General features: G+C 65.7%; 30 protein-coding genes. 3 read left to right on the forward strand and 27 right to left on the reverse strand.

All coding sequences use genetic code 11. The features are described from left to right. Window positions 1–300, forward strand: coding sequence for a hypothetical protein (locus tag L879_RS0110255; RefSeq protein ID WP_027316037.1), 300 nt, complete (start codon window positions 1–3; stop codon window positions 298–300). A 211-nt stretch (window positions 301–511) separates the two neighbouring features. Then, window positions 512–730: a hypothetical protein gene (locus L879_RS0110260; protein ID WP_027316038.1), complete on the forward strand. Its 219-nt coding sequence runs from the start codon at window positions 512–514 to the stop codon at window positions 728–730. Window positions 731–733: 3 nt separating this feature from the next. Here L879_RS0110260 and L879_RS21160 read toward each other — a convergent pair whose 3' ends face one another. The 14 genes from L879_RS21160 to L879_RS0110330 form a co-directional block, all read right to left on the reverse strand. After that, window positions 734–1,579, reverse strand: a complete 846-nt coding sequence (locus tag L879_RS21160; protein ID WP_051435213.1) for a DNA adenine methylase — start codon at window positions 1,577–1,579, stop codon at window positions 734–736. Window positions 1,580–1,862: 283 nt separating this feature from the next. Continuing rightward, a complete protein-coding gene (locus L879_RS0110270) occupies window positions 1,863–2,180 on the reverse strand; it encodes a hypothetical protein (protein WP_027316039.1) in 318 nt (105 codons plus the stop codon). Then, window positions 2,181–2,657 (reverse strand): hypothetical protein, encoded by a 477-nt coding sequence (locus L879_RS22755; RefSeq protein WP_051435214.1) that lies wholly within the window; start codon window positions 2,655–2,657, stop codon window positions 2,181–2,183. Beyond that, on the reverse strand, window positions 2,657–3,028 hold the full coding sequence (locus L879_RS0110280; protein WP_027316040.1) for a ubiquitination-like system serine protease family protein: 372 nt from the start codon (window positions 3,026–3,028) through the stop codon (window positions 2,657–2,659). The genes L879_RS22755 and L879_RS0110280 overlap by 1 nt, the downstream gene beginning before the upstream one ends. Window position 3,029: 1 nt before the next feature. Further along, a complete protein-coding gene (locus L879_RS24075; protein WP_084020902.1) occupies window positions 3,030–3,836 on the reverse strand; it encodes a peptidoglycan recognition protein family protein in 807 nt (268 codons plus the stop codon). Window positions 3,837–3,867: 31 nt separating this feature from the next. Next, complete coding sequence (locus L879_RS0110290; protein WP_027316042.1) at window positions 3,868–5,358, reverse strand: SGNH/GDSL hydrolase family protein; 1,491 nt, start codon at window positions 5,356–5,358, stop codon at window positions 3,868–3,870. Beyond that, window positions 5,358–5,690: a hypothetical protein gene (locus tag L879_RS0110295; RefSeq protein WP_027316043.1), complete on the reverse strand. Its 333-nt coding sequence runs from the start codon at window positions 5,688–5,690 to the stop codon at window positions 5,358–5,360. The genes L879_RS0110290 and L879_RS0110295 overlap by 1 nt, the downstream gene beginning before the upstream one ends. A gap of 28 nt (window positions 5,691–5,718) precedes the next feature. Next, complete coding sequence (locus tag L879_RS21170) at window positions 5,719–6,795, reverse strand: phage late control D family protein (protein WP_051435215.1); 1,077 nt, start codon at window positions 6,793–6,795, stop codon at window positions 5,719–5,721. 15 nt (window positions 6,796–6,810) lie between these two features. Next, complete coding sequence (locus L879_RS0110305; protein ID WP_035459273.1) at window positions 6,811–7,038, reverse strand: tail protein X; 228 nt, start codon at window positions 7,036–7,038, stop codon at window positions 6,811–6,813. Then, window positions 7,035–7,463: a phage tail protein gene (locus tag L879_RS0110310; RefSeq protein ID WP_027316045.1), complete on the reverse strand. Its 429-nt coding sequence runs from the start codon at window positions 7,461–7,463 to the stop codon at window positions 7,035–7,037. The genes L879_RS0110305 and L879_RS0110310 overlap by 4 nt, the downstream gene beginning before the upstream one ends. Window positions 7,464–7,493: 30 nt before the next feature. Continuing rightward, a complete protein-coding gene (locus tag L879_RS0110315) occupies window positions 7,494–9,533 on the reverse strand; it encodes a phage tail tape measure protein (protein ID WP_027316046.1) in 2,040 nt (679 codons plus the stop codon). A gap of 93 nt (window positions 9,534–9,626) precedes the next feature. Further along, window positions 9,627–10,037 (reverse strand): hypothetical protein, encoded by a 411-nt coding sequence (locus L879_RS0110320; RefSeq protein ID WP_027316047.1) that lies wholly within the window; start codon window positions 10,035–10,037, stop codon window positions 9,627–9,629. An 11-nt stretch (window positions 10,038–10,048) separates the two neighbouring features. Continuing rightward, entirely contained in the window at window positions 10,049–10,903 is an 855-nt protein-coding gene (locus L879_RS22760) for a BRO-N domain-containing protein (RefSeq protein WP_051435216.1), read from the reverse strand. A gap of 131 nt (window positions 10,904–11,034) precedes the next feature. Further along, window positions 11,035–11,421 carry a hypothetical protein gene (locus tag L879_RS0110330; RefSeq protein ID WP_027316048.1) on the reverse strand — a complete coding sequence of 129 codons (387 nt, stop codon included), beginning with the start codon at window positions 11,419–11,421 and terminating at the stop codon, window positions 11,035–11,037. Between the two features lie 372 nt (window positions 11,422–11,793). Between L879_RS0110330 and L879_RS0110335 the strand changes: the two genes are divergently transcribed. Then, a complete protein-coding gene (locus L879_RS0110335; protein WP_027316049.1) occupies window positions 11,794–12,228 on the forward strand; it encodes a hypothetical protein in 435 nt (144 codons plus the stop codon). A gap of 44 nt (window positions 12,229–12,272) precedes the next feature. Here the strand turns inward: L879_RS0110335 and L879_RS0110340 are convergent, their stop codons facing one another. The 13 genes from L879_RS0110340 to L879_RS0110400 form a co-directional block, all read right to left on the reverse strand. Further along, window positions 12,273–12,800 (reverse strand): phage major tail tube protein, encoded by a 528-nt coding sequence (locus tag L879_RS0110340; protein ID WP_027316050.1) that lies wholly within the window; start codon window positions 12,798–12,800, stop codon window positions 12,273–12,275. A gap of 81 nt (window positions 12,801–12,881) precedes the next feature. Continuing rightward, window positions 12,882–14,735: a phage tail sheath protein gene (locus L879_RS22765; protein ID WP_051435217.1), complete on the reverse strand. Its 1,854-nt coding sequence runs from the start codon at window positions 14,733–14,735 to the stop codon at window positions 12,882–12,884. Window positions 14,736–14,835: 100 nt separating this feature from the next. Further along, window positions 14,836–15,354, reverse strand: a complete 519-nt coding sequence (locus L879_RS0110350; protein ID WP_027316051.1) for a DUF4376 domain-containing protein — start codon at window positions 15,352–15,354, stop codon at window positions 14,836–14,838. Then, complete coding sequence (locus tag L879_RS21190; RefSeq protein ID WP_035459279.1) at window positions 15,351–16,760, reverse strand: phage tail fiber repeat family protein; 1,410 nt, start codon at window positions 16,758–16,760, stop codon at window positions 15,351–15,353. Before L879_RS21190 ends, L879_RS0110350 begins: the two co-directional genes overlap by 4 nt. A gap of 10 nt (window positions 16,761–16,770) precedes the next feature. Next, window positions 16,771–20,019, reverse strand: a complete 3,249-nt coding sequence (locus tag L879_RS0110360) for a DUF4815 domain-containing protein (protein WP_035459281.1) — start codon at window positions 20,017–20,019, stop codon at window positions 16,771–16,773. 9 nt (window positions 20,020–20,028) lie between these two features. After that, on the reverse strand, window positions 20,029–21,147 hold the full coding sequence (locus L879_RS0110365; protein WP_027316053.1) for a phage tail protein: 1,119 nt from the start codon (window positions 21,145–21,147) through the stop codon (window positions 20,029–20,031). Continuing rightward, on the reverse strand, window positions 21,147–22,040 hold the full coding sequence (locus L879_RS0110370; protein WP_027316054.1) for a baseplate J/gp47 family protein: 894 nt from the start codon (window positions 22,038–22,040) through the stop codon (window positions 21,147–21,149). Before L879_RS0110370 ends, L879_RS0110365 begins: the two co-directional genes overlap by 1 nt. 29 nt (window positions 22,041–22,069) lie before the next feature. Next, window positions 22,070–22,444, reverse strand: coding sequence for a GPW/gp25 family protein (locus tag L879_RS0110375; protein ID WP_027316055.1), 375 nt, complete (start codon window positions 22,442–22,444; stop codon window positions 22,070–22,072). 2 nt (window positions 22,445–22,446) lie between these two features. Next, on the reverse strand, window positions 22,447–22,680 hold the full coding sequence (locus L879_RS0110380; protein WP_027316056.1) for a hypothetical protein: 234 nt from the start codon (window positions 22,678–22,680) through the stop codon (window positions 22,447–22,449). A 15-nt stretch (window positions 22,681–22,695) separates the two neighbouring features. Next, window positions 22,696–22,953 carry a PAAR domain-containing protein gene (locus tag L879_RS0110385; protein ID WP_027316057.1) on the reverse strand — a complete coding sequence of 86 codons (258 nt, stop codon included), beginning with the start codon at window positions 22,951–22,953 and terminating at the stop codon, window positions 22,696–22,698. 4 nt (window positions 22,954–22,957) lie between these two features. Beyond that, window positions 22,958–23,422 carry a phage baseplate assembly protein V gene (locus L879_RS21195; RefSeq protein WP_051435218.1) on the reverse strand — a complete coding sequence of 155 codons (465 nt, stop codon included), beginning with the start codon at window positions 23,420–23,422 and terminating at the stop codon, window positions 22,958–22,960. A gap of 3 nt (window positions 23,423–23,425) precedes the next feature. Next, window positions 23,426–24,244 (reverse strand): hypothetical protein, encoded by an 819-nt coding sequence (locus L879_RS21200; RefSeq protein WP_051435219.1) that lies wholly within the window; start codon window positions 24,242–24,244, stop codon window positions 23,426–23,428. Continuing rightward, window positions 24,241–24,651: a hypothetical protein gene (locus tag L879_RS0110400; protein WP_027316058.1), complete on the reverse strand. Its 411-nt coding sequence runs from the start codon at window positions 24,649–24,651 to the stop codon at window positions 24,241–24,243. Before L879_RS0110400 ends, L879_RS21200 begins: the two co-directional genes overlap by 4 nt. Window positions 24,652–24,655 lie beyond the last annotated feature (4 nt).

Below are 24,655 nucleotides of genomic sequence, written 5' to 3' on the forward strand. Positions count from 1 at the left end.
ATGACTGAGAAACGCTATCTCTCGATGGCCGAGTTCATGGAAGACCGCTTCGGCCCCAAGGCGGTGCCGGTGGAGCGGATGGGCACGAAGCGGTGCAGGGAGCTGCGCGATCGCGGTTGCACCCTCGTCCGCCACAGGGACTGGGAGAAGGCCAGGGCCGAGTATCATGCCCTGCAAGGTGACCCGGCCTATGCACCGATGACGACACTCCAGCAGCTACGGGCCGCTGCCATGCGGCAAGGTGCCGAGATCGCGTTAGACGGCAAAGGCGGGCTGGTGCTTAAGGTGAGCGGCGCATGACCGTTAGTCCTCTGCAGAAGCTTGCTGAGGATGCCGCCGCTCTCGCGCGGGAGGCCAAGGATCTGCAGGCCGTGCACGAGCACGACCTCGCGGAGGCCAGGGAAGAGAACGCCCGACTGCGGGCCGAGCTGGAACAGGTCCGGGCGAGCAAGGCCGCCGCCTTACAGGCGGTCGTCGCCCGGATCGGCCGAACCCGGACACCAGCCGGGCGATGGAAGAGGCCTTCCAGGAGGGTCGGCTGGCTGGGCTTGCCGAGGCCGCCGATATGGCGGAGACCTATGCGTTCCGCAAAATCAACGGCGGCCCGGTGCAGCTCGGCATGGACCGCAGCATGATCATCGTGACCCAGTTCTGGCTGTCGGAGCACATCAGGGCGCGGGCCGAGGAGCGCCCCGAGCCAAAACGGGAGCCGCTCGATCCCGCGCCCTAAGCCTCAGTCGAAGAGGCCAGGCGGCCGGACCTCCTGAGGCAGGCCCGGCGTCTTGATGATCAGCTCCTGCGCCTCGATCGGGTTCGTCTCGTTGACCGTGTAGGTCAGGCCGACCTCTTCCCAGTCGAACCCCTCAAAGGCCGCGCGGACCTCGGGCGCGTCGTTCAGCGAGACGATGGCCATGCCCTTGATGCCCCGCAGCTGCGCCGCCAGGCGGTTGAAGTCTTCGCGGCCGAAGACGCCCTTCCCATAGTCATCCTCAGACCCGAAATACGGCGGGTCCAGGTAGAACAAGGTCTCGGCGCCGTCGTAGCGCTCGATGAACTCGCCATAGGGCAGGCACTCGATCACGACCCCGGCGAGACGCTCGTGGACCTCCTCGAGGAGGGGAGCCAGCTTCGTGACATCGAAGCGCGCCGGCATGCCGGCCGAAACCCCGAAGTTACGGCCGCGCACCTTCCCGCCATAGGCGGTTCGCTGGAGGTAAAGGAAACGCGCCGCGCGCTCCAGGTCGGTCAGGGTCGTCGGGTCCGTGGCGGCCAGCCGCTCGAACTCCTTCCGCGAGGCGAGCTGGTAGCGCAGCATCTCCATGAAGGGCACATAGTGCCGCTGGAGGATTCGGAAGAATGTCGTGACGTCGCCGGAGACGTCGTTGATCACCTCGGCCTTCGGGGCAAAGCCCCGGCGAAGAAAGACGCCGCCCATGCCCACGAAAGGCTCGGCATAGGTCTTGTGCGGCACCCGCTCGATCAGCTCGATCAGGCGCGCGGAGAGCTGCTTCTTGCCTCCGATATAGGCGGCCGCCGGGCGGGCCGGAGCGACCCGCCGAAACATAGTCTCATCGTTCATGGAATTTCTTAACCACGCAAAGGCTATCGTTCTGTCGCGCGCTTGCGCGCCAGACGGGAAACCTTGTCGTGAGAGATCGGGTTTGGCGGGGCTTCGTCCAGGATGAACCGCCGCAGGGAGTGTTGCTGCACTCCCGCCCCGCTGGCGGGGCCTGTCGGCACCCCAAAGAGCCGCCCCGGCGCGAGGTGTGACCGGAGCGGCAAGTTGGGGAGGAAACGCCCGAAGGCATTCCCCACCGGCGGCGTTCCCTACGCCGGCGGAGCTCGGGATTTCAGAAGGAAGGTCAGACCATGCGCCCGGCCCTGGCCTCGATCGCACGGTCGAGACGGTCACTGATCTTCTCCATCGACGCGACCATCCGCTCCTCGGTGGCGATCAGGCGGCTCTCAATCCGCGCGATCGCCTCGGTCGTAACGAAGGTTTTGGCCGCCTCGAGCTTGTAGGCAGCGATCTCGGTCCTGAGATCGTCGATCCGCCTGTGCGCGGCCTGGACACCGGCCCTGTTGTCGCGCCAGGTCCAGATGATCGGCGTCGCCAGCCCGCCCATGATCGTGATCAGCAGGGTGACCTCCTGCCATTCAATCGTGCCCCCCAGCGCCATCTATCGCCCTCCCAAGATGCTCTTGAGTGTATGGCCGCCGCCATAGATCGCGAGCCACAGGCCGCTGAAGCCCAGAAGGTGCTCCCACGGGACGATGGGGACAGGGATGCCGGAAGCAACCTGGATCAGCCAGCTCGTCCACACGTTCCAGTTCCACATGAAGATCAGCTGCCAGGACAGTCCCGGGCGCCAGCCCGAATGCCAGAAGCTCTTGCCCACCTCGGCCAGGGCGAGGGCCGACTGCGCCTGGTTGGCCTGAAGCATGTAGGCGAGATCCTGCCGGGCCTTTTCGGCGAACGCCTCCGCCAGCTTAGGATCGGTGGCAATGGCCTCCTGCACGGCCGCCGGATCGTCCGTCCCGAAGACCGTTTTGGCTGCGCCGACGACCCGGCCGATCGCGGCGCTCGCTTTCTCACCCGCAAACAGCCCGATCAGCTCAGGGGCATACTGCAACAGCAATCCTATGATGGGCGGCATCAGGAATCTCCAGAGTGAGAGGCTTCGTCGAAGGGCGGCAGCGGCACCGTCTTCCCGGCGAGCGCATGGGTAGAGTCACCGAGGAACTGGATCTGACCGTTCGTCACGAAGGAGTGGCAGACGGTGCAGGAGAAAGAGGGCTTCCGGCCGGTTCGCGCCTCGAAGGTGCACCAGCAATCGCCCGTGTGGCCGGGGATATGGTGCCCGGATTGCACGAGCACCGAGGGCGTGAAGGTCGGTTTCTCATAGTCCCCGTTGAAGCCCCAACAAGGGCCAGGACCTTCAACCTTGACGGCATGAGCCCCTTGGCAGCCCGGGCACCAGAACATGAGGCGACCGCCCTCGACGGTACGAAGAATGCCTTTCTGCATATCAGGCCGCCTCGTTCAGCAGCGCGCCGTATTCGGCGATGGCATTGAAGCAGGGGCAGACCTTCACCCATTCGTGCGGCTCGACGATGCCGTCGCCGTCCCGATCCGGAGAGAAGTCCCGATGCCCCATGACGGCCCGCAGCCGGTAGCGCGCGATGGTCTCGCGCGTCAGCCGGATCATGGCCTGCATCTGCTCCGCCGTCCGGGTGTCCTTCGGCCTGCCATTGGCATCGACGCCGCCGACATAGGCATAGCCGAGCGTCCCGGTATTGTGCCCCTCCACATGCGCCCCGGCGAGATGTTCCGGGCGTCCCTCGGACACAGTCCCGTCGAGGTGGACGAGCTTGTGATAGCCGATCTGCGCGAAGCCGCGGGCGCGGTGCATCGCATCGATCTGGGCCACGGGGAACTCCTTGCCCTCCGGCGTGGCAGTGCAGTGCCAGACGAGAGTATGGACCGGCCGCAGCACGGGGCGCGCCGGCAGGACCGGCGTTCCGCCTGCGACCCTCTTCGCCCAGGCTTCCCGGGCGATCCGGGTCAGGGCTCCCGCGATCCCGTCCACCGTGCCGGTCGGGATCCCGGCCAGGCACAGGATGAGCTGCTCGGCCGCCACGATGAGGCGGCTGTCGCTCCAAGCCGAAGGCGCGGCGCCAGGAGCGAGATAGCCCGGGTGCCGGGCCAGCTCCGCCAGAACGGCGGCGCGGGTCTTTGGTCCGAACTCGCCATCGGCGCCGTCCCGTGCCTGGCCCGACTGCCCGAGGTCATAGCCGCGCGCCAGCAGCGCGCGCTGAATCTCAGCGACGTTCATGAAGTCCTCTTGGTGTGGTTGGAAGGATCGTCTAAGCCGCCAATACAGACTGAACGACCGGGGCCAGCACAGCCGCCATCCTGGTGTATCCGAGCGATGTCGGATGGATGGTGTCGAGATAGTATGTCGCGCTCGCCGGGTTCGCGAGATCGGCTACTGTGTCGTAATCCGCCACCAGATAGCCGTAGGTCGCTGCGTTGTTGCGGATCAGGTCGTTGAGTGCGAGGCGCTCCGCCTCCCGCGCCGGAAGACTGGCGATGCTGGATCGCGGCAGGACCGTGCCGACGATGACCGTATATCCGAGTCCCTGACAATACTGGATGTAGGGCAGGATGCCCTTACCGGTCACTGTGTTATGCCAGGTGTTCGCGGCCGACGTGCCGGCGTTAATGTCGTTGGACCCGACCCCGAACACGAGGATGTTCTTGCCCGGTGCCGCGACACGGTCGATCCCGGAATGCTTGGCGGCACGGGCGTCGTAGATCACATCGCTCGTGGTGCCGAACACCGCCTGATTGTAGACGTCGATATCCGCCGTGCTGCCGAGAGCCCGCAGGGTCTGGCGCATGTTGTTTTGCAGATCCGTCGCGCCGTAGCCTTCGGTGATGCTGTTTCCATCGAAGACGAGGCAATGGCTGAAGGTCTTCGGAGCCGCCTGCGGGAACGCCGTCGCCAGCGCGGTGCGCAAGACGGTGACATCCTGGTCGGCCAAGGTTCCGGGCCATACGGCGAAGACGTATTTCTCGCCGCGATAGTTGAAGTTGAGGCCCGCCCCAGAACCGCCGAGGCGCCCGCCCGAATACACCCCAGCCCCGCGCGCCGCGAAGGAGGAGGAAGCTCCCTTGTAGTAGACCTGGAAGGCCGTCGCCGAGAACCGATGGATGAGAATATTCGGCCTCGCCTGAATCGTCTTCGGGGTCTGCACCGCACCGTCGGCCCCGGACAGGAAGTTCAGGGTAGAGTTCGGGTTCGTGTAAACGGCGGCCCGGCTTCCCGCGACCGTGCCGATCTCGTAAAGGGCGTTCGAGTTCCACGTCGAGTTCGGCGCATCGATGGCGAGCACCGTGCCGTTCTGCCGGTCGAGGACGACACCCGCTGGAAGATTCAGATGCTTCGAAGGACCGGACCCGCCCGGCCCGCTGTCGAAGGTGATGCTGGCGAGTCCCTCCCAGGCGTTGGTCGGGATGAAGGTCGGACGGCTCGCCGCCGTCGTCTGGGTGGCGTGATTGCCATTGCCGCTCTGGTCGTACCAGATATCGACGAACAGCTTGGCGCTCGCCCCTCCCGCCGCCCGGAAAGTCTCGGCCGCCGCAACGTCGATGAAGCCGTTGGTGCCGAACCCGATATCGAGGGTCGCGTTATCGGACGAGCGCACGGCCCGAAGGCATGGGCCGCCATAAGTTCCGACCTTGCGGACGGAATAGATGACGCTCGCGCCAGCCGGAAGAGTGAGAGCGGCCGATGCGCCGCCCCCTTGTGCCCGGCGGCGTGCGGCCCGGTAGCCATAGCCGAGCCGGTACATCAGACCACCTCGATGAAGGAGAGCAATTCGCCGGACTTGAGCAGGATCGGAACCTCCTCGCCGGATTTGATGAGCTTTCCGTTGAGCCGCTGCGCCGTCGGATCGGTGCCCCAGGCGACCACGAAGGTTCCCTCCAGCCCCCGGACGAGCGCATAGCCCCTGCTATGCGTGCCGAACTCCGGCACGACCGGCCGCTGCCCCGCCGCGGTCGCCGTAGTGGAGATGTCGATCTCGACCGCCCCGTGGATCGAGCGGATGACGTTCTCCGCGACTCCGTCCATCTCCGGGCCGTAGCCCAGCCGAATCCATTCAATGCGCGCCTTTGCCGCCATCGTCGTTCTCCTTGTGGTGGTTGGTGAATTAAGAGGGTGCGCCGGAGGGTGCCGGAGCGTCGTCGAGGACGCCGCCCCCTCCGGACGGATCCCGGTCGTCCTTGCCGGTGCCCTTGCCCGGTCTCTTCAGCTCGAGCTGGCTGAGGAAGCCTTGCCCGCGCGTCCATTGATGCTCGACGTTGCCGATCAGGTAGGTGCCTGAGATGCCCGCGCGGATCGACACCTCGCACAGGGCTTCCGCCTGCGCTGCCGGATCCCCGTCGATAGTGAGCGTGCCGCCGCCCTTCTCGCGGTCGCGCTTGCGCTTCAAGCCCTCGGCGAAGCGCTGCGCGGTCTCCTGGTCCGGCGCGGAGAAGCGGGAGGTGCTGGCCGTTCCCTGCCCCATGACACGGACTCGGCCGTCCTGCATCTTCCACTTGGCATCGGCAGGATCGTAATAGGTCGCATCGAACTCCTCGTACTCGTGGCGTCCGTCATCGGGCCCGAGGTCCCAGTTGACGATGTTACCGGGCCGCGTGGCCTTGACGATCTGCAGCGGCTTGCCGGAAGCCGACTTGCCAGCATTCATCGGCACGAACACCGCTGTCTTTCCGACAACCTTGAAGGTGGCCCCGAGCTCGTCGGCGGTCCGCTGCGCCCAGTGCAGGTAGCTCTCCCGCCCGAGATACCAGTAATCGCGACGGATCTGCCCGAGATCGCCGTCGATGGCGATGGAGAAGCCATCAGGAGCGAAGGCGCGCGCAGCCTTCTCGAAGGTCGCATCGTCGAGGTGCTTCTCCTTGCGGACCTTCAGCCCGCCGCGCATGTCGGCGGCCTTAGCCGGCACGATCAAGTCCTGCCCGCCGCCGCGCGACCCGCGCGAGCGGGGATTGTCGATGACGCCCTCGAAGGTGACCGCGCCCGGAACCTCGTCGCGCCAGAGCGTGACCTCCAGGCTCTCGCCGCGGCGCGGAAAGGCGAACTGATCGTCCTGGTCGTTGAGCACAAGTTCGGCCGTGTCCGACTTCCGTCCCGGCGCGTCCTTGACCTTGATCGAGAGGACCTGGGAGAAGATCTCTGACGGGATGGGCTTGCCCCCGATCTTGACGATGGCATGTGAGGCCATGGGTGGGTCCCGTGCTTAGTCGGTGAGCCTGAGAAGGCGAACGGGCCGCACTGTGGCGGGCTCCGGGATTTCGACCGTCACCTGCGTGCCGATCGGCAGATAGGGGCCGTGATCCGCGAGGCCCGGATTCCGGTCGAGAGTTTTCTCGACGAGGCCCGGAACCTCGCGCCCGAAGCGCCGGTAGAGCAGCAGGTCGAGGGTCGTGAAGGCGCTCTCCACGGGAGGAAGGGTTTCTGTGCTCATCGGCCGATCAGCCTCATCAGGGTCATGACGTAGCCCAGCGGCGTGGCGGGCCGGGGCGACTTCTTCAGGACGATGTCGAATTCGATCTGCCGGCCGACGCCGCTGACGCCGAGATAGGAATGCTTCTCGCGGTAGCGTTCCACCACCCACCAGCCCATGTTGCGGCCGTCGCCGCGCACCACGATGTGCGGCTCGCCGGACAGGCGCATCTGCTCGAGCACGTCGAGGCTGGTGAGCCCGCCCCATTTGCGCGGGAAGAGACGCCCGCGCAGGGTCAGGACGCTCTCACCTTCCCCCACGAATTCGAGCGGGCGGAGGCTGCCGATCACGTCCTTGGCGGCGTAATCGGCCGAGGCCTCCAGCTCGACCTCATGGATGTTCGGCGCCGTGACCCGGAAGGTCAGCGCTCCAACCTGATAGAGCATGGGGTGTTCCTTGTTCGGAGAGGCGCGGGCCTAATCGTAGTCGGCGTAGGAGCCGGAGCGGCGGTTCTGGAATTCCTGCCCGAAGCTCAGCGAGCCGGCGCTGTTCCCAGCATTCTGCATGGCCGGGCCGATCTGGGACAGATCGGACAGGAGCCCGCGCACGGCCGCCCGCGCCCTTTCGATGGACGAGATGTCGACGGTCGGGGCCACGGGGTTGGTGAGCGCCTGGAGGACCTGCGCCGCCTCCGCCGCCTTGCCGGTAATCCGGTCGAGGCCGGACTGGCTGCCTTCGGGCGCACCGCCAGGGCCGAAGCCGAAGGAGGCTCCGCCGCCGAGCGTGGGCGCGACGGTGTCCGGGGGTGGAGACCGCCCGAAGTTCATGACGCTCTCGCCCGACCGGACCTGCCGCTCCAGCTGCGCGACCGAACCCGCAAGTTCCGCAAGCTTCGCCCGGACAGCATCCGCGTCGCGCTGCGCGGCCCGAAGCTCGTCCTCCGCGCGACCGATCTCGAGGTCGATCCGCCGCTGCTCGGATGGCGTGAGGGGACCGGCAGCCCGGCGGCTGCGAGCATCATCGAGCGTCGCCTTGGCCTTTCGCTCACGCTCCATTTTCTCGGCGATGGCCGCCGTCTGCCCCTTGAGCCGCGCCTCCTCTCCGGTCGCTCCCGCCCAGGCATCGAGCGCTTTGTAACCGGCGATGGCTGGTGCAACGTAGGGCAGGTTCGGAATGACATGGCCGGTTACGGCGTCTTGGACCACTTCGAGCGTACCCTTACCAGCACCCTCGCTTCCGTTCTTCTCCTCTTCGTAGGCTTTCAGACGCTTCAGGATGCGCTGCAGGAGCGTATCGCCATTCTCCAGATCGTTGAGAAACCGACTCAGGTTCTCCGCCGCATCGCCCAGCCCCAGCTTGATCGGCCGACCTAATCTGGTCATCAGGGAATCCCAGGCCTTCTCGGCCCGTTCGATCTTGGCGAAGTCCTTCTCCTGCCAGAGCTCGAAACCCTTCTGGACCGAGCCGACATAGTTCTTCTTGTCACCCATGGTCTGCAGCAGCGTATTCACGCGCGGCAACTGGTTGATCAGGCGGGAGATGTCGTCCTGGTATTCCTTGCCGAAGAGATTCGTCAGGATCTCGGCGCGCTTGAGAGGATCGGAGACCTTGCTGATTTTGGTCAACAGGCCGAGCGTCGCCTCCATGGGTTTCGCCGTGAACTCCCTGCGCATCTTGGTGGAGTTGACGCCGAGGGCTTTGAGGCCCGCGCCCGCATCCTTGGAGAATCCCTCCCCGAGCTGCATCAGGGTGAGCAAAGCATTGTAGCCGGTCGCGGCGACCTCGGTGGTCACACCCACTTCCTTGAGCGCTGCCCCCACGGCGAGGGTCTGCTCGGCGGTGATGCCGACCTGCTTACCGGCCGCGCCCGTGCGGCGCAGGAATTCCAGAAGGTCCGATTCCTTCGAGGCCGAGGAATCGGCCGCCGTGTTGATGGCGTCGCCGATCTCCTCGATCCGGGTCTGGTTCGCGGCGTAGATGTTGCCGATTTCGGCCAGGCCCTGCCCGACCTCATCGGCGCTCATCTCCCAGGCGCTGGTGGCCTTCGCCGCATATTCGGTGAACCGCGCCAGCTCCTTGACGGGACGTCCGGCAAAGCCTGCCGACGCCATGATGTCGGCCACATCCTCCTTGGCCATGCCGGTCTGCTTCGAGATCCGCAGGATATCGTCCTCGAACTTCTTGGCCGCCGCCCCCGTCGTGTCGGTGGCCTTCTCCACACGGTACATGGACCGTTCGAAAGACAGCGCCTCCCGACCGGCCTTATGGAGAGCCGCACCGGCGGCGAAGGCGGCCACGCCGATTGCACCGCCGGCGGCGGAAAGCCCCAGGCCCGCTCCATCGAGGGCCGATCCGGCTACCGCGAGGGTCCTGGTCGAGGCCGCGAGCTGGCGAGTCCCGCCTCGGGCGTTGCGCGCCGTGCGGTCGAGATCCCGGATCGAACGCGCCGCCTTCCCGGCCGGACCCGAGACGCCGTCCTTGAGGCGGACGGTCAGCTGAGACGTGAGGTTAGCCATGGACGGGCTCCGTTAAGCCGAGCGCGAGCGCCTCCTCGTACCAGCCGAGAAGATCGAGCCAGTCGTAGGTTTTCAGGTCGCGGATATTCTGGTTCAGTCCGCTTGCGACGGCGGCGACGTAGCGTCGCCAGAGAGCAGGGTTGACCCGAGCACCCGTCGCAAGCGTTGGGGCAAAAAACTTTGCACGACCTCGAAGACGCGCCGGTCGTCGTCGTCGTCCATCACCCCGGCGGCAAACAGACCGGGGGGCACCGGCTCGCCACCGGGCAGCGTCGTCATGGCCTCGCAGATGCTCACCTCGGCCCCGCTTTTCAGGGCCTCCATGACAGCCTCGACCTGGGACACGGTCAGGCGATGGACTTCGAAGCCGGTGATCTCGGCCCCGCCGTAGGTGAAAGGCCATTCGAGGGAAACGGCCTGCGTTCGGGCGCGCCCCTCGACGGGCAGAAACGCTGCTTTTACGTGGGGCTCAGGTGACGATGACATTGGTTCCTGCTCGGCCATTCCGGCATTCCTTACTGCATGTTGACGATGGATTTCGGAATCATGACGGCGCGGGACTTCACGCCGCCGAAATCGAGCGGCGCGCGGCTGGCCCTGGCGCCGTCGAGAGACAGGAGGGGCAGATACCAATCCTCCGCCCAGGGGGTTTCCTCGAACAGTTTCTTCAGGGCCGGATGATGCTCGGCGACGGCGAGATAGTCCCGCCCCCGCCCCGGCACCGGCTTGAGACCGCGCGCCTGGAGCCAGCCGCGCACGGTCGGGTCGCTCCAGGCCCGCTGCACCTGGACGCGCACCGAGGAGCCCGTATCCAGGGCGAAGCGCAGCAGATGGCCGAGGCAGCCGGGGCCGTCTTCGTCGGGCAGGTCGTAGAGCGCGCCCTCCTCCCGCGTGTGAACCTGGGGCAGCGGCAGGCGTTCCCACAGGGCCTTGGCCTGGACGCGCCCATAGATGTGCCGCGCCTCGGCCACCAGGCGGGAATAGGCGTTGAGGCGCTCGACCTCGACGAGGTCCACTGTCGCCGGCGCGGACGGCGGCTGGCCCACCGAGTAGGTGCCGGTGCGGCGCAGGGCCGGCAGCACCTCGTGCGCGAGCCAGCGCTTGAACCGCTCGGCCGCCGGGGTGCGGGAGGTGAAGATCAGCCGGTAGACGCCAGCTTCAGAGATGATGGTAGTCATCCGATCTCGACCGATTGCGTCCACAATCTGGACGCAATCCCTTTCGTCGTCATCAAGACGTGAAAGAACCTGTCGAGAATTCTTCAGGTCGAGCGCGGCGCAAACATCGGTCCCGACGAACCAGGGCTCCTCGTCCCTGACCACGGTGCGGACCTGCTTGGCTTCGAAGGTGTAGGCTTGAAGGGCGTTCATAGATCAGTCTCCATCGGCATCCGGCCCGCCAAGACCTGGAATGCGCACAGGTGGTCGCGAACGACCGCCGGAGCCGATGAAGCTCGCCGGTCGCATTCATCCCCATGGCGGCGGGGAAATTCGGTGTGGTGTCAGGCGGTGGCCGCGAGGCGCAGCACGTCGTCGACGAGGGCGGTCAGCATCTCATCCAGGCTCGGCCCGTCATCGTCCCGCTCCGGCGCGTATTGCCTGGCGATGGCGGCCTTGACGGCGAGACCGCCGACGGTGCGGGCCGGAATGGCCTGGATCGCGAATTCGAGGCGGGCGGCCTCGGCGCACAGGGCCGCGTATGCGGCTTCACCGGTTCCGTCCGGGGCGGATTTGGCCCGGTCCTGGGCCGCTCTCCACTCCCTGCCGAGGCGCATAAGCTCCGCGTCGGGGTTGCGGCCCGGAGCGGCCTGCGCCAGGGAAGCGGACAAGGGGGCGGCGAGCGCCGCTGACAAAACGGCGCGGCGTGTGGTAGAAGCGGCATCAGCCATGGCATCCTCTAACTTAGGTTGCTTCGGTTAGAGCCGGGTGAGAGGTGCAAGCTCTTGCTCGGCTCGTTTTTTGTGATATCTCTAATTCATGACCAAGTCAATTACTGATATCACGAAAAAGCGGGGCAGGCCGAGATCGACTGGTCCGGGCACTCCTATCGGATTGCGGTTACTACCGGAGATCCTAAGCGCTCTGGACGCTTGGATCGAGAAGCTACCAGATCCAAAACCTTCGCGCCCTGAGGCGATCCGGCAGATCCTGACCGACTGGCTGAAGGCCAAGGGCTACCTATCCCAATAGCCGAGACAACCGGGGATTGACTCCTGCAACACAGTCACGCTCATTAAGCGAGGCTCAATACAGGGGGTCCCATGCCATTCCGTCCACACGCTCTCGTCCTGCTCGCGGCTGCATTAGGCTGGTTTTCCGGCCCGGCAGTTGCTCAATCGACCGAATACAAGGTCGTCGATGCGGCAGACCTATCCGTCAGCGCCCGCAAGTACGCAGATCGCGACATCGAGGTCCGCGACGTGCGGTGCTATTATGCTGACATCGGCGACTATCGCTGCGTGACAAGAGAAAGCGTAAGCATCTTCGCCGCCTCGATCGCGCCCCTTGAGGCCGAAACCGCCATCAAGGACAACTGCGACGCCATCAAGGTCGCCCTTACATCTCCAAAGTGCCGCGTCGCACTCAGATTTCGTTACTCCGCCGAGCAGGTAGGACACGACATCATCAGCGGATATCAGAAGCGCACTGTCATCAAAACTGGGATGGTAAGGGTCGGGTTCGCCCGCAAGCGCTGATCACCAAGGAAGCCCGCCAACCGGCGGGCTTCTTCATGTCAGGATCAATACCGCAGGATCCGGCGCTCGTCGGCGTTCTGAGGAACGCCGTTGATCCGGCGCTCGCCCGTCTCGAAGTCGAAGTAGAACTTCTCCTTCTCGTCGAACCAGAGGCCGTAACGCATGATCTCCTGGATCGTGTGGTCGTGGCCGAGAACGTCGCCGCCGCGGCTGAACTCGTCGCTCTCGATCCGGGTCAGGCGGCCCCAGGCGATGGCCTTGACCTCGATGGCCCGGTGGCTGATGTCCTTGCTCCGGACCAGGCCGTAGGTCGTGTAGGGCTGAATCCCCCCGTCGAGACCGAACTGCTCCATGGTCTGCGGATCGTAGCCGAAGACCTTGAAGGTGATCTCGAGCGCATTCATGCCCAGTCCGCCGACATTGACGGCCATGTAGGACCCGCCCGGGTGAACGGTGGCGGAGACCTCCTCCATCGTCGGCAGCTTGATGGACTGGAGATTGTTGCGCTTGTTGGCGTTCGGCGAGTTGTCGCCGGCGTAGAGGTTGACGGCCTCCTGGATGAGCAAAGGCATGGTCCGTTTCCTTCGAGATGAATGACAGGTGAGGAGCGAAGGGCCGCACTCCCGTGAAGGTGCGCGGCCCTATCGGCCCGGTTACGCGGCGGTCCCGAGGAGTTGGTCGGTGTTGGAGACCAGATCCTGGATGAGGATGTTCAGGGACTCGCGGTTGCGGCGGCTGTCGAGCGTGACGTGCTTGAGGGTCGGCGGCTCCTCGGCGGCGTAGAAGGTCCGGATGCGGCCGAGCCGCAGGTTCTCCGGATTGTTCTTGTCCTCCTCGAACCCGACATTCCAACCGGGCAGGATCGCGCCTCTGGCCTGAAGATCGGACAGGAAGGCGATATGGTCGTTGAGGACCGCCTGGATGCCGTGCCGCGTGATATTGGTCCGGCCCAGCCGCCGCCGGGTGGCGCGAAGCAGAGCGAGGTGCTCGTAATCGCGCATGCGGCTCACGTTGATCATGCGCCACTTCGGATCCTCGGCGCAGGTATCGGTGCAGATCAGCACGAAGCCGGAATCGGAAATCGCCGTCTCGAGCCCGAGCTCGCCGCGCTGGGTGATGCCGATCTGGTTGGCCAGGAGAGTCTGGCCGTCATTTGCGCCATCGGTGAGAGAGAAGGAATCGTAGCGCTTGAGGCCGATGATCCCCTGAACCGGGCGGTTGGCCGGCGCATACATGGGAATGCCCCCAGCCTCGAAATCGGCTGCGACCTGCTGGCCGATGGCCACCAGCGCACCATCCTCCTCCACGTCCGACGTGCCGACCCGGACGATGTCCCAGTTGTCGAGAGCGATCAGGTTTTCGCTGGTGATCGTCTCGCGCCAGTCGAGGGCGTCCCGCACCGTGGTGCCGGGCCCGCCGACATAGGCCTTGGCGAGCAGCGCATTCGTGATCTGAGGCAGCGCCGCGCAGATCGGGTTGGCCTGCGCCACGCCGCCGGTCACGCCGACCGTCACGTCGAAGCCGTCGCCGACCGCGAAATCGGTCGCGCCGTCGGCGATGGTGAACCGGATATGGGCGCCGGTATAGGCCTCGCCCACCGTGGCGTTGGCCAGCATCGCGCCATCGGGATCGCGGACGGAGAACACCCCGCCGTTTGCCGGAACGGAGGGCGCGACCGTGATGGTGAACCGGTCGCCGATGGCGAAGTCGGTCGAGCCGTCCCCGATGGTGAACGTGACCGGGCCGTTATAGGCCTGTCCGACCTGAACGACGCCGATGGTCTGGCCGTTCGGGTTCTCGACCACGAAGGTGCCGCCGTTGGCCGCCGCGGCGAAACACGTCGCGGTATAGACGCCAGCCGCCGCGCCGACGCCGGTGCCGACGCCCGTGACCGCGCCGTTGCCGGTATTGCCCTCGGCCGCCGCAGCCGTGGCCGCGAAGGAGCCACCGATGCAGCGGACCTGATAGATGCCGGGCTTGACGCTGCCGCCGTAAGCCGGTGACGAGGCCAGGGTCAGGGTGCCGGTGCCGGCATTGCCGCCGCTCTTGACGGCACTGGAAACGTTCGTCGCACCCGCCGTGCGGCTGAACTTGCCCGTGAAGCCGGGCGAACCCAGCAGGCGCGGGATCACGCCGAGGCGCTGGCCTGATTGCAGCATGGCGTACCAGCCCGTGCCGGCCGCGGGATCGCCGACGATGTTGGCGATGGTCTCGTCGACGGTCGCACCCTGCGGGACGCGCACCGCCACGATCCGCGCGGCGATCTGGAAGCGCGCCAGCTGCGCATTGATCTTCACCACCGCCCGGTAGAGCGGGCCGGTGCCGAGCTTGCTCAGAGAGGCCAGGTCGCTCGAGTTGAAAGCCACCGCCACGTTGTAGGGGAAGGCGGCGGGGTCCGCGTCGGCGGAAGGCAGGACGAGGCCCACCACCGAGAGGTCGCTGGCGACAACCGAGGTCGGCTCGCTGTCGTCGCGGATGAAGGTCATGCCGAAGGTCGGCTCGGTCATCGTTCACTCCTGGAAAAGAAAAAGCCGCCCGAAAAGGGGCGGCGCGGTGGACCCGACGGGCGAGCCTGTCGGAGGAAAGGCCCCTGTCTGGGGCTTGGCTTCAATAGGCCCGCGGGATCGCCGCGAGCGCCGCATCGATGATCGCGGCCGTGATCGCCTCTCCGCCATCGATCCGGGCCAGCAGCGCCCCCTCGACGTTGAAGCAGGCCTGCACATGCCCGAGCACGGCGAGGATGACGGTCTGCATGTCGTCATTCGACATCGCCCGGGACTTGTTGTCGGCGAACTTGAACATGTCGCCGTCCTGCCTCAGCCCGTCGCGGATGGCCGCATAGGTGCTGTCGAGGGCGGCCCTGTCATCGCCCCGCGCGGTCGAGACCGGGATAGCCTCGCCGCCGACCGTGACCGTGATCCCGCCCGTTTCCGCCTTCCAGCGTTCCTCGGCGAGATAGGCGGCCGGATCGAAGACGGGGACCGGGAACGGCCTGATCTCGACCTGCTCCGCAACCAGCCTGCAGAAGTCGGCATTCGCGGTGTCGACAGGGATCGTCTTCTGGATACCGTCCTCAACGGCCCAGATTTCGGTATGAGCCGGGTTTGCGAAATCATACGTGTTCATGTGAGAACGATCTCCGCGTCGGCGACGACGACATCGCCGCTGATGGATGAGACTCCCGCGAGCGACGACGTGAAGACGTGCCTGCACCCATCCTTTGAGGATGTGTCGAGATAGGCTGAGCTGACGCCTGTCCTGGACCCAGCCAACAGGGTCAGGGTTGGAGCCGCTCTCATTTCGACAGGCCAGTACACGTATAGGAAATGCGTCAATCCGGCTGTTGCCGGGCGGAAGATCGAGTGCACCTCCCGCCGGCAATAGTACCGCTGACACAGCGCCAGCTCGTCTCTCTGCAGCATGAGCGGGGGAGTCGAGCCAATGCCAATCCGTGGACGCTTGAACCTCACGGTGGTGGGGACGCCGGCAGCCCGTGCAATATTGACCCTCATCGCACCCGACAAGGCGGCGGGGATCATAAGGCTGACGGCACGCACCCCCGATCCGGGTGTCAGCGTGGCGCTCACCGCGCTTCCGGATGATGCATCGCCTGAGATGGTGACGGTGATGCTTCCCTCTCTGAGGTCATCGACCGCGAAGGTAACCTGACGATCCTCCCACCGGTCAGCGTGTAAAAACCAAGGCTCGATGATTTGCTCAATCGACCCTGCGCTCAGCTCCCACGTGCTCTCATATCTGAGCGTATTGGAGCTAAAGAACACGCCAATGTTTACAACTGCTCCGCCGGGTCCTGCTTGCCAGCGGTCCCTGAAATAGACGCCTGCCGCATGGGTGCTGCCGCTGATGCCACGCTGATTGTACTGCCCTTCGGAGTTGATCAGTAGGTTCTGGCTCAGATTGCTGCCGTCGCTCTTGGCTGCACCGAGGTTGCCGATCGCGGCGTCCTTGTCGGCGAGATCGGCAAGGTTTTGTGACTTCGCCAGGGCATCCATGACCTGCAGCGGATTCCACGTCCCTCCGCGAAAATATTCGTAATAACCGAGGGTCGTGTTGTAACGCAGGGCATGCAGAGGCGAGTTCGCTGGCCTGGCGCTGGTCGGCCCATAGGGGATGGCCAGCGAATTCCCGAACAAGTCAGCCTTGTTCTGAAGCGTCGTGCCGAGGCTCGCGACATCGCTGATGGCGATGGTGGCCGAGGTCCAGGCCGTCCCCACCAGCTTCAGAAACTGTCCGTTGGCTGCGCCGGAGACATCGACGCCGTTCAGATCGTTGAGCGAATGGATGTGGTCGGCGTCGGATTTACCCTGGAGCGCCAATGCCAGCCCATTGATTTGATCGATGCCATGCGAATGCACGGCCGCCGCCTTCGTTCCCAACGTGGCGATGATGCTCGCCACGTCGAGATCGATCATCTGGAGCGCGGCGATGATCCGAAGGACATCCTCGTCGAGATCATTCTGCTCGTGCGGGAGAGGATAGTCACGGTTATCCGTCGAGATCTCGATAGCCATTCCAGCTTCCTTAGACAGAATAGGCGCGCAGCCGCGCGATGGCGATGCGGGCGCCGGGCCCGCCGGCCAGCGTGATGCGGACACGCCCCTGGGCCGCGGTGAAGGATGCCCGCTCGTATTTCGGCTCGATCCAGCCGCCGCCGAGGACATCGGAGCCGGCCGCCGTCAGGGCCTGCCAGCTGCCATTCCCGCCGTCGCACTCGACCGTGACGGTCGAGCCTGCCGGAAGGAACGCGGCGAACAGGGCCGCCACCTTCACCGCACTGCCCATGGGAAAAAGCCGCGTGATGTAGGTGCCGCTTTCCCGGATGCGTCCGCCGACCAGCAGCGTCCCCGGATAGAGCACCGGCGAGATCGTTTCCGAGCCCTCGAAGACGGCCCGGAGCGTCACCTGCTCGTTGACGTATTCGGCGAATTCCCAGGTCTGTCCCGGCGTCAGCGGGATGACCTGGCCCGAGGTCCGCACGAGCTCGTAGCGGAACCGGGCGGCATCGGTCGGGATCTCCACCGCGCCGCGCACGAGCACGTCGCTGATGTCCTCGAACTCGCCCGTCCACAGATCGACCGCGCGAGTGACCGGCGCGAACTTCGCCGCCACGACCTGGAAATGCAGATCCATGTCCTGGTGTGCCGTCCATGTCAGCCGGTTGGCCGAGGAGAGCAGCACGCCGACCGTGTAGGGCTGCGAGGCCACGCGGGTCTGGGTCGCGGTATCGATGTCTCCGAGCTTCGAGACTGCCACCGCATGGGTGGCGTCGGCGGTCAGGATCACGAAGCAGAACTCGCGATCCGCCGGGCAGAACACGGGCGCATCGAACCTCGCCTGCACCAGATCGCCGACCTGCGGGACCTGCATGTTGACGAAGGCCTCGGCCAGAACCTCGTTGGTCGGGAAGCCGTTGGCCACCCGCGCCAGCTGAACGCGCACGCCTTTCGAGCGGTCGCCGATCGCCGTGAAGCGGAAGTTCACGCCGAGGATGTGACGCGGCTCCGGCAGCGTGAAGGTCTGCGCCAACGGATCGCGACCCGGATCGCCGTCCCCCTGCTCCCGCGTCTCCACGACAGGGTTCGTGATCTGGTTGATGATCGCGACGTTCCGGCTGACCGGGGTCGAGGACTCCGGCTCCTTTTTCGTCGGCGCGGCCCGGGCCACGAGGGTCACGCGCCGCATCGTGGCGATGTCGATGGTGCCCTCGCCGACGAAGATCGCCTGCGCGAAGCTGCCCGCGGCGCCCGTGACCCTGACGAGCCGACGGCCGACCGGGATATTGGCCGGGATCGTGAAGGTGAACGTGATCCGACCCTGAGCATCGGCCGTCTGCGTCCCCGCCGGCTTGATGCTCACGCCGTCGAAGGTGGCGGTGGCGAGGTTCTCGCCGGCCCCGAAGCCTTCGATGCTCAGCGTCACCGGGATCTGGCGCAGGTTCACCGCATTGACGCGGCGGATCTGCGTGACCTCGTTGATGGTCGTGCGCCCGGGCGGCTGCTTCGGCGCGGCCGTGAACTCGCGCGTGACCGGCGAGGTCCACTGCGTCTGCTCCTCCGTCCAGAAATCGACCGCCGGAGCAAGCTTCAGCCCCGCCGGCATTACGGTAAAATTGTCGTAGGGGTTGATCTTCATCGAGGAGGTGCGCTTGTCCTGCCGGACGACGATCTCCTCGGTGTAGCTCAGGGTCATGATCGACGTGCCGCAGAGCTGGGTCAGCACATCGTCGATGGCGAGCTGCAGCACGCCCTGATTGATGGCCGCCGTCTGCGGCGCGCCCTGGTCGCGGTAGAAGTCGTCGACGAAGGTGTCGGTGAAGATGCCCTTCTTGCTGACGGGCTCGCGCGCCAGGATGTCGCGCTCCGATTCCGAGCGGTCGAACTGGTCGAGGATCGTGATCAGCCGGTCGAACAGGCGGCGCTGCTCGTCATAGGTGTAGTTGCGGGTTCCATTACTGATGACGGTCGGCGTGCCGAGCCAGGTGTTGTGCACCTCGGCCAGTTTCAACAGGTTCGACGGCGCAATCGGCGGCAGGCCGCCGTTGCGCGCGCTGATGCCCTTCACGTAGGCGGGACGGCCCGTGATGTCCATGCACAGCAGGTCGATGCGCGGCAGCTTGGACGTGTAGGAGATCAGGACCGGCCGGTTGTTGACGCCCCCCGAAACGGTCACGGTCGTGTCGGTGGCCGCATCCGGCGTCACCGCCGCATTGTAGAGATAGGTGACCGAATAGGTGGAGTTCGCCGCAGGCTCCGTTCCGCCGGGCGCCCAGGACACGGCATCGCCCGCCAGGGCGTAGGCCGAGGCCGGAACGGTGGTGCCGCCATAGACGATGCTCTCGATCTCGACCACCGACGAGAACTGAAGATCGTCGCTGCCGCCTGCAATCGGGCCGCGTGTGACGGTTTCCGTGGTGCGCTTGACCACGATCACCGACGACACGTTGGCAATCGGCGGACGCGACACGGCGATGGTCGCCGTCCCGTTATCGGGCCCGGTGAAGGTGTGCGGCTCGGCCGCGATGCTCTCGACGTCAGGCGCTTCCGTCTCTGCATGGCGGATGCTGGATTCGCGGATGCGCTTGAAGCCCTGGATGTTGGCCGTCCCCGCCCCGATGCTGAAGACCTGGGCCGGACCGCTCTTGCCGAGGGGCAGAACCTCGCAGCCGTCCACGATGTAGTTGCCGTTGGCGTCCTTGTCGTAGACGGAAAGCACCGCAAGCACGCCCGAGAGCGCGGGCGGCGGCGTCTGATCGATGACCGCGCCGTCCTTGATCAGGTAAACGGCAGCGAACTCTCCGGCCTGCGCATCGCCCTCGATGGCCCAGACCAGGTTCTTCGCGATGCGGGCCGCGCCTGGCTCGCCTTCCGATTCCGTGCCGGGATGAAGACCCAGCAGGGACGGGTCTTCGGCTTCGGTGATAACGGTCCGCTGCAGGCGCACGCCGATCCGGACCTCGCCCGTCATGGCAACGCCGGTAAAGGAGGCGGCGGCCACGGGCAGCACGTCTCCGGCAATGTAGATCTCGCCGGGCGCGAGCCCGACGGCTCCCGTCTCGGGATCGACCACGATGTCAGCTCCGCTGATCCGGTCACCGTCCCGGGCGATCAGGTTTCCGACACGCCGGTTGCGGCGGCGCTCGAGCGCCTGAAGCTCGTTGAGCTCGGCACCCTGCGCGATCTGGTCTTCCCGAAAGACCACCTCGGACCAGGTGGGCTTGGCAGGCGTGCGGTCATAGGCAGCCGGGAGACCGGATGAATGCTCGTGAGCCATGATGGATCCTTAAAAGCGCAGGACGGCGCAGATGCGCTCCCGCACGGTCCTCTGGAAGGGAATGGTGATGGAACGCCGCGCCACGATGGGACCGGGCTCGGCAAGCCCGCCCGGCGGCAGCCAGAGCGCACCGGCCGGAGAACCTGCGGCGGGTTGCGAGCCGAGGATGAAGCCCACCTCCGTCGCCGTGGTGCCGAATCCGTCGCCGAAGCCGGTCATGGCTTCGAGATAGAGTATCGTCGCGGCCTCGGGCTTGATGGCGTACCGGGTGGAATTGACCCGGTAGATGCCGTTGATGGCCTGGGCCACGGGCCACCGCGCCCGGGCCCGCCGATAGCCGATGACCTCGCCCGCCGCGTTGAGGAACACCGCCCAGGCCGGTTTTCCGGCGATGAGCGCCATCGTGGCTTCGAGCATTGCGACGGATCGCGCCAGAGCCCCCGATGCCGTCCATGGAACGCTCGTCCAGGGAAATGCGCCCCATGTGAGCGCGGCCCCGGCAGGCGCGATCCAGACGCCGAGCGCCTGGAGTTCGGATGGCTGCATGGCGTGGGCGATATCGGTGCGCCGCCCGAACGACCACTTGGCCTGCCCTGGTGCGACACGCCGGCCGGAATAGGAGCCCCAGAGCTTCGAGCCCCAGCGCCCGCGCCCGTATTCCATCGCGCGCACGTCGTAGCCCGCGAAGGCGCGCCAGAACACGGACCGCAGCGGCACGGAGAGCCCCGTCACGCCTTCGATCCGGTGCAGGTTCGCGTCACCCTCGACAATGGAGGTGAGAGCAAGCTGAAAATAGTTCCAATGCTGGCGGGATACGGAGAACTCTTCGATCCCCGCCGCATAGCCGAGCCAGCCCAGCGCCTTGGCGACAGCCGCGCGTGTACCGCGCACCCGCTGCCAATCAATTCCCTCCTCGATCAGTTCGTAGAGGTTCGGGACATAAGGCGTGAGCTCGCCGAGCCCGTATTCATAGACCAGGAAGGGCAGGAAGGACGGTGGCGGGTTGACGATCTTGATGCCGCGCATCGCCGTGACGTTGGGATCGACAGTGGTGTAACTGTCGGAGCCCAGCGAGAGCCCCTTCTCCAACGGGACATATGTGGTCGGCAGCAGATCGTGGCGCGCCATCAGTAGGCCCTACCCATATTGTTGAGCGTGATCGTGCCAATGGAGATCGCGCGCTCAGGCGATGCGATCCGGTCGGAGGTCGGCAGGACCGGCTCAACCTTCTTGATGCCTGGGCGCATCAGGCGGGCCGTGATCCAGGCTCGATCGAGATCAAAGCCGAGACCGGTCTCTGCATCCCATGCCATACGCAGCAGTGCAGCGAGCGGAGAATCCGCTCCAGGCGATGGCGGCGCGATCATCGTGTCCGGCGCCTCGGGAAGGAGCCAGACGTTATATTCGATGTTGACCGTCTCGAAGATCGCCGACTGAACCTCGATGCTGTCGTTGACCATGAGCACGTCCGGCGCGTTGAGCGCCGCCCTGACCTCGCTCAGCAGACCCTCGTCGGCTATGCCGCCGGCATCGGTTGAATAGACTGCGACGCGCACGAGAGGGCTTGTGCCGACGCGATAGACCACGGCATCGGCAACGCGGGTGCTGACGCCAAGCGAGATGGCACGATAGCGCGCCGCCGTGCCACCCGGCGAACGGCCCTGGATATTGAGAATGACGCGGCGGCGCAGCGCCTCGTCTGTCTCGCCCGCCATGCGAAGCACGTCATAGAACACGGCGAGGTGGTCGAGGTCCGATCCAGTGGCATATGCAAGCAGGTTCGCCCGCACTGCATCGTTGACGCGTGCCCGGATCAAGGTCTCGCGGTAGGCGAAGACCTGGGCCAGATAGTGCATCGGCTCGGTTTCGAGATCGATGATGCCGCGAATATCGACGCCGATCTCGTCGCAGCGGGCGATCGTGTCGGCCTTGATCGCCGAGAGGATGGCCTCAAAGCTTGGTTCCTCGATGACCTGCGGCGGCGGGAAGGCGGAGAGGTCGTAAAGGGTGCTGTCAGCCATGAAAGACCTCGTGGCGCGCGAGGGGCGCCTCAGAAGTTGATGGTGCGCTCCCCCCCTTCGGGGGTCGGATCGCCGAGGTGGGCGCGGGGGCGATACTCGCCGACGAGGGACATGGTGAGCTGACCGAGCCTGAGCTTCTCGGGGCTGTTGCGGGACTTCTCGAAAGAAATCTGCTTGATCCTGAAGCGCGGCTCCCACAGCTCCACGGCCACGATGACGGCGGTTGCGAACCGCAGCACGGTGGACTGGTTGATCGGGCGCCCCAGGAGCGCCGGAACCACCGAGCCGAAGCTGCGCCGCATGACACGGGTTCCGACCATGGTGCTGAAGAGAACCTCCAACGATTGCAGGAGGTGATCCCAGCCCGAGAGCCACCGGCCGGTGCGCCGGTTCATGCCTGCCATGGTCAGCCCCTTGCCCGGCGCTTGGCCTTCGGCAGAGAGCCGCCTTTCTGGCCGTTTCCGTCATGGTCGAGCGGGTCGCGCTCGATCCGGGGTAAAGCGATCTGGCCGAGTTCGAGCGGCGTGGTAGCCTCTCCTGCAGTGAGCCAGAGTTCCTGCCCTGGCCGAACGCGACGGCCGAGCACCTTCTCGCCGGGGGCAAGAGTGTCCGCGACAAGATAGCGGATACGGTCAGACATCGGGGTTCCTTCCGGTTAGTCGCATTGCCAGCGCTGGGCGCCTGATATCAGGACAGCACCGCAAGCGGTGACGTCTCCGTGGCGCGCGATGGGAGCGCCCTCGCACCGCCATTTGGTGGAGCCGGTCTCGATGGGGTTGGGGCCATGCTCTGGGCACAAGTAGATGTCGCCGACCCGCGCGATGGGAGCGCCCTCGCACCTCCACCGGCTCGCGCCGGTTCCGACCTGACCGCCATGTGTGCCGGTGTCGCCCTTGCGAACGATAAGAGGCATGTTGCTATCCCAGGTGGCCGCCACCGTTTTCAAAGAAGATGAAGGTGTTTCCAGCCTCCAAGCGCTGCCTGCGCGACTTCTTCACGTAGCCGTCCTTGCGGATCTCCTCACGAAAATCCCCGAACTCCGTCACATGCTCGTCGCCCTTGTCGGAGGGCGACGGGTTCTGCTTCGAGAACGTGAACGGCAGCGCCATGCCCTGCCGGAAATCACCGTCAGGGCAGATGAGTATCATCTGCTGCCCGATGCTCGGAGGAGAGTGGATCTTGAGATCGCCAGCGACCTGGGCGTAGGGCACCCACGGGGTCAGGAACGGCTCTCCATCGGTTCCGCCTACCTGCAGCCTGACCCTGCCCTTTGCCGGATCGACCTCCTTGACGACGCCCACGCGCTGGCTGTTCTCGAACCGCCGCTTCAATTCGGCGACCTCCGCATCGAGGCGAAGCAGGATCTCGATCATGTCCGGCATCGCTTAGTCCTCCGGCGGAAGCGGATTGTCGCTGTCCTCATCGATCACGGTCACCATGGCGCCTCGCTCGAGCACGCCTTCTGTCATCACCTTGGCTTCCCCGGTTTCCGTCCTGTCGGCCGGCGCGAAGGCGGCGTTGCGGACCCTGGCCTCGGTCCACCCGCGGGAGGCCTGGAAGCGCCGCCAGGACGGCAGATCGTCGCCGTTCTCGATCTCCTCCCTCAGCACTTGGGCATAGATCACGAGGTTCGGGTCCGCCTCCATCAGGGCGATCAGGCGGCCCCAAGGACTGTCGGGCGGGATCTTCTCGCCGAAGTCCGGTTCCGGTATCGGATCGCAGACCAGGACAAGCTGTTTGGCCGCGAAGCGCACGCCCTGCTCGCTGCTGGCGCCGCGACGGCCCATGGTGCGGATGACCCGGCCGGTGAACTCCTTGAAGAGTTCGGCCCACGGATCGAGCGGGTCCATCAGCGCCCGCATCACCTGGCGCTGCATGAAGCCCAGCGACGCCTCCATGCCGGAATCCGTGTGCGGGATCTTGATCTCGATCTCCTGCTCTCCGTTCTTGCCCTTGGCCAGAACGAAGGTCGCCAGCACCATCTCGAACACGACTTCGAGTTCGCGGCTGCCGCGCAACAGATCCCACTCCCGAACATCGCTTTTGTCGTCATCCGTCGAGAGGATGATCATCGGCTCGCTTTCCGTCGGGACGGTCTGATCGACCGGAACGATCTGCGAGTCGTAGACGCGATCCTCGGCATAGGTCTTGCCGACGAGCGCCCGCTCGCCGCAGATCCGGATCGCAAAGCTCACGAGGCTCACGGCTGGCTCTCCACGATAAGGTCCAGGGTGTGGTCGCCCAGATGGGAAGGCGGATCCTTGGCGAGGCTGTAGCGCCCGGCCCCATGGCCCGAGGCGATCACCACATGATCGCCGCGGCGCAGCCTGTAACCGATGGCGGCGTAAACGGCGGCGCGGATCGCGAGGGTGGCCTGGGCCACCTGCCGGGAGCCGAAACCCTCCATTTCCGAGCCCTTACGGTTGCCCTGGAAGCTATCGGTGCCGGGCTTGAGCGTGAACTTCGCCTGGATGGTTCGCGGCGCCCGGGCCGGATCCGGCTGGGCGCCGAGGCGCTGGTTTTCGATCATCGGGACGATCTGGACCGATCTGCCGAAGATCGTGTCCAGCTTCTCCCGCGCCGACGGCCAGGCCTGCGCGAAGGTCGGCACCGTC

The organism is Microvirga flocculans ATCC BAA-817 (assembly GCF_000518665.1).
GTDB lineage: Bacteria > Pseudomonadota > Alphaproteobacteria > Rhizobiales > Beijerinckiaceae > Microvirga > Microvirga flocculans.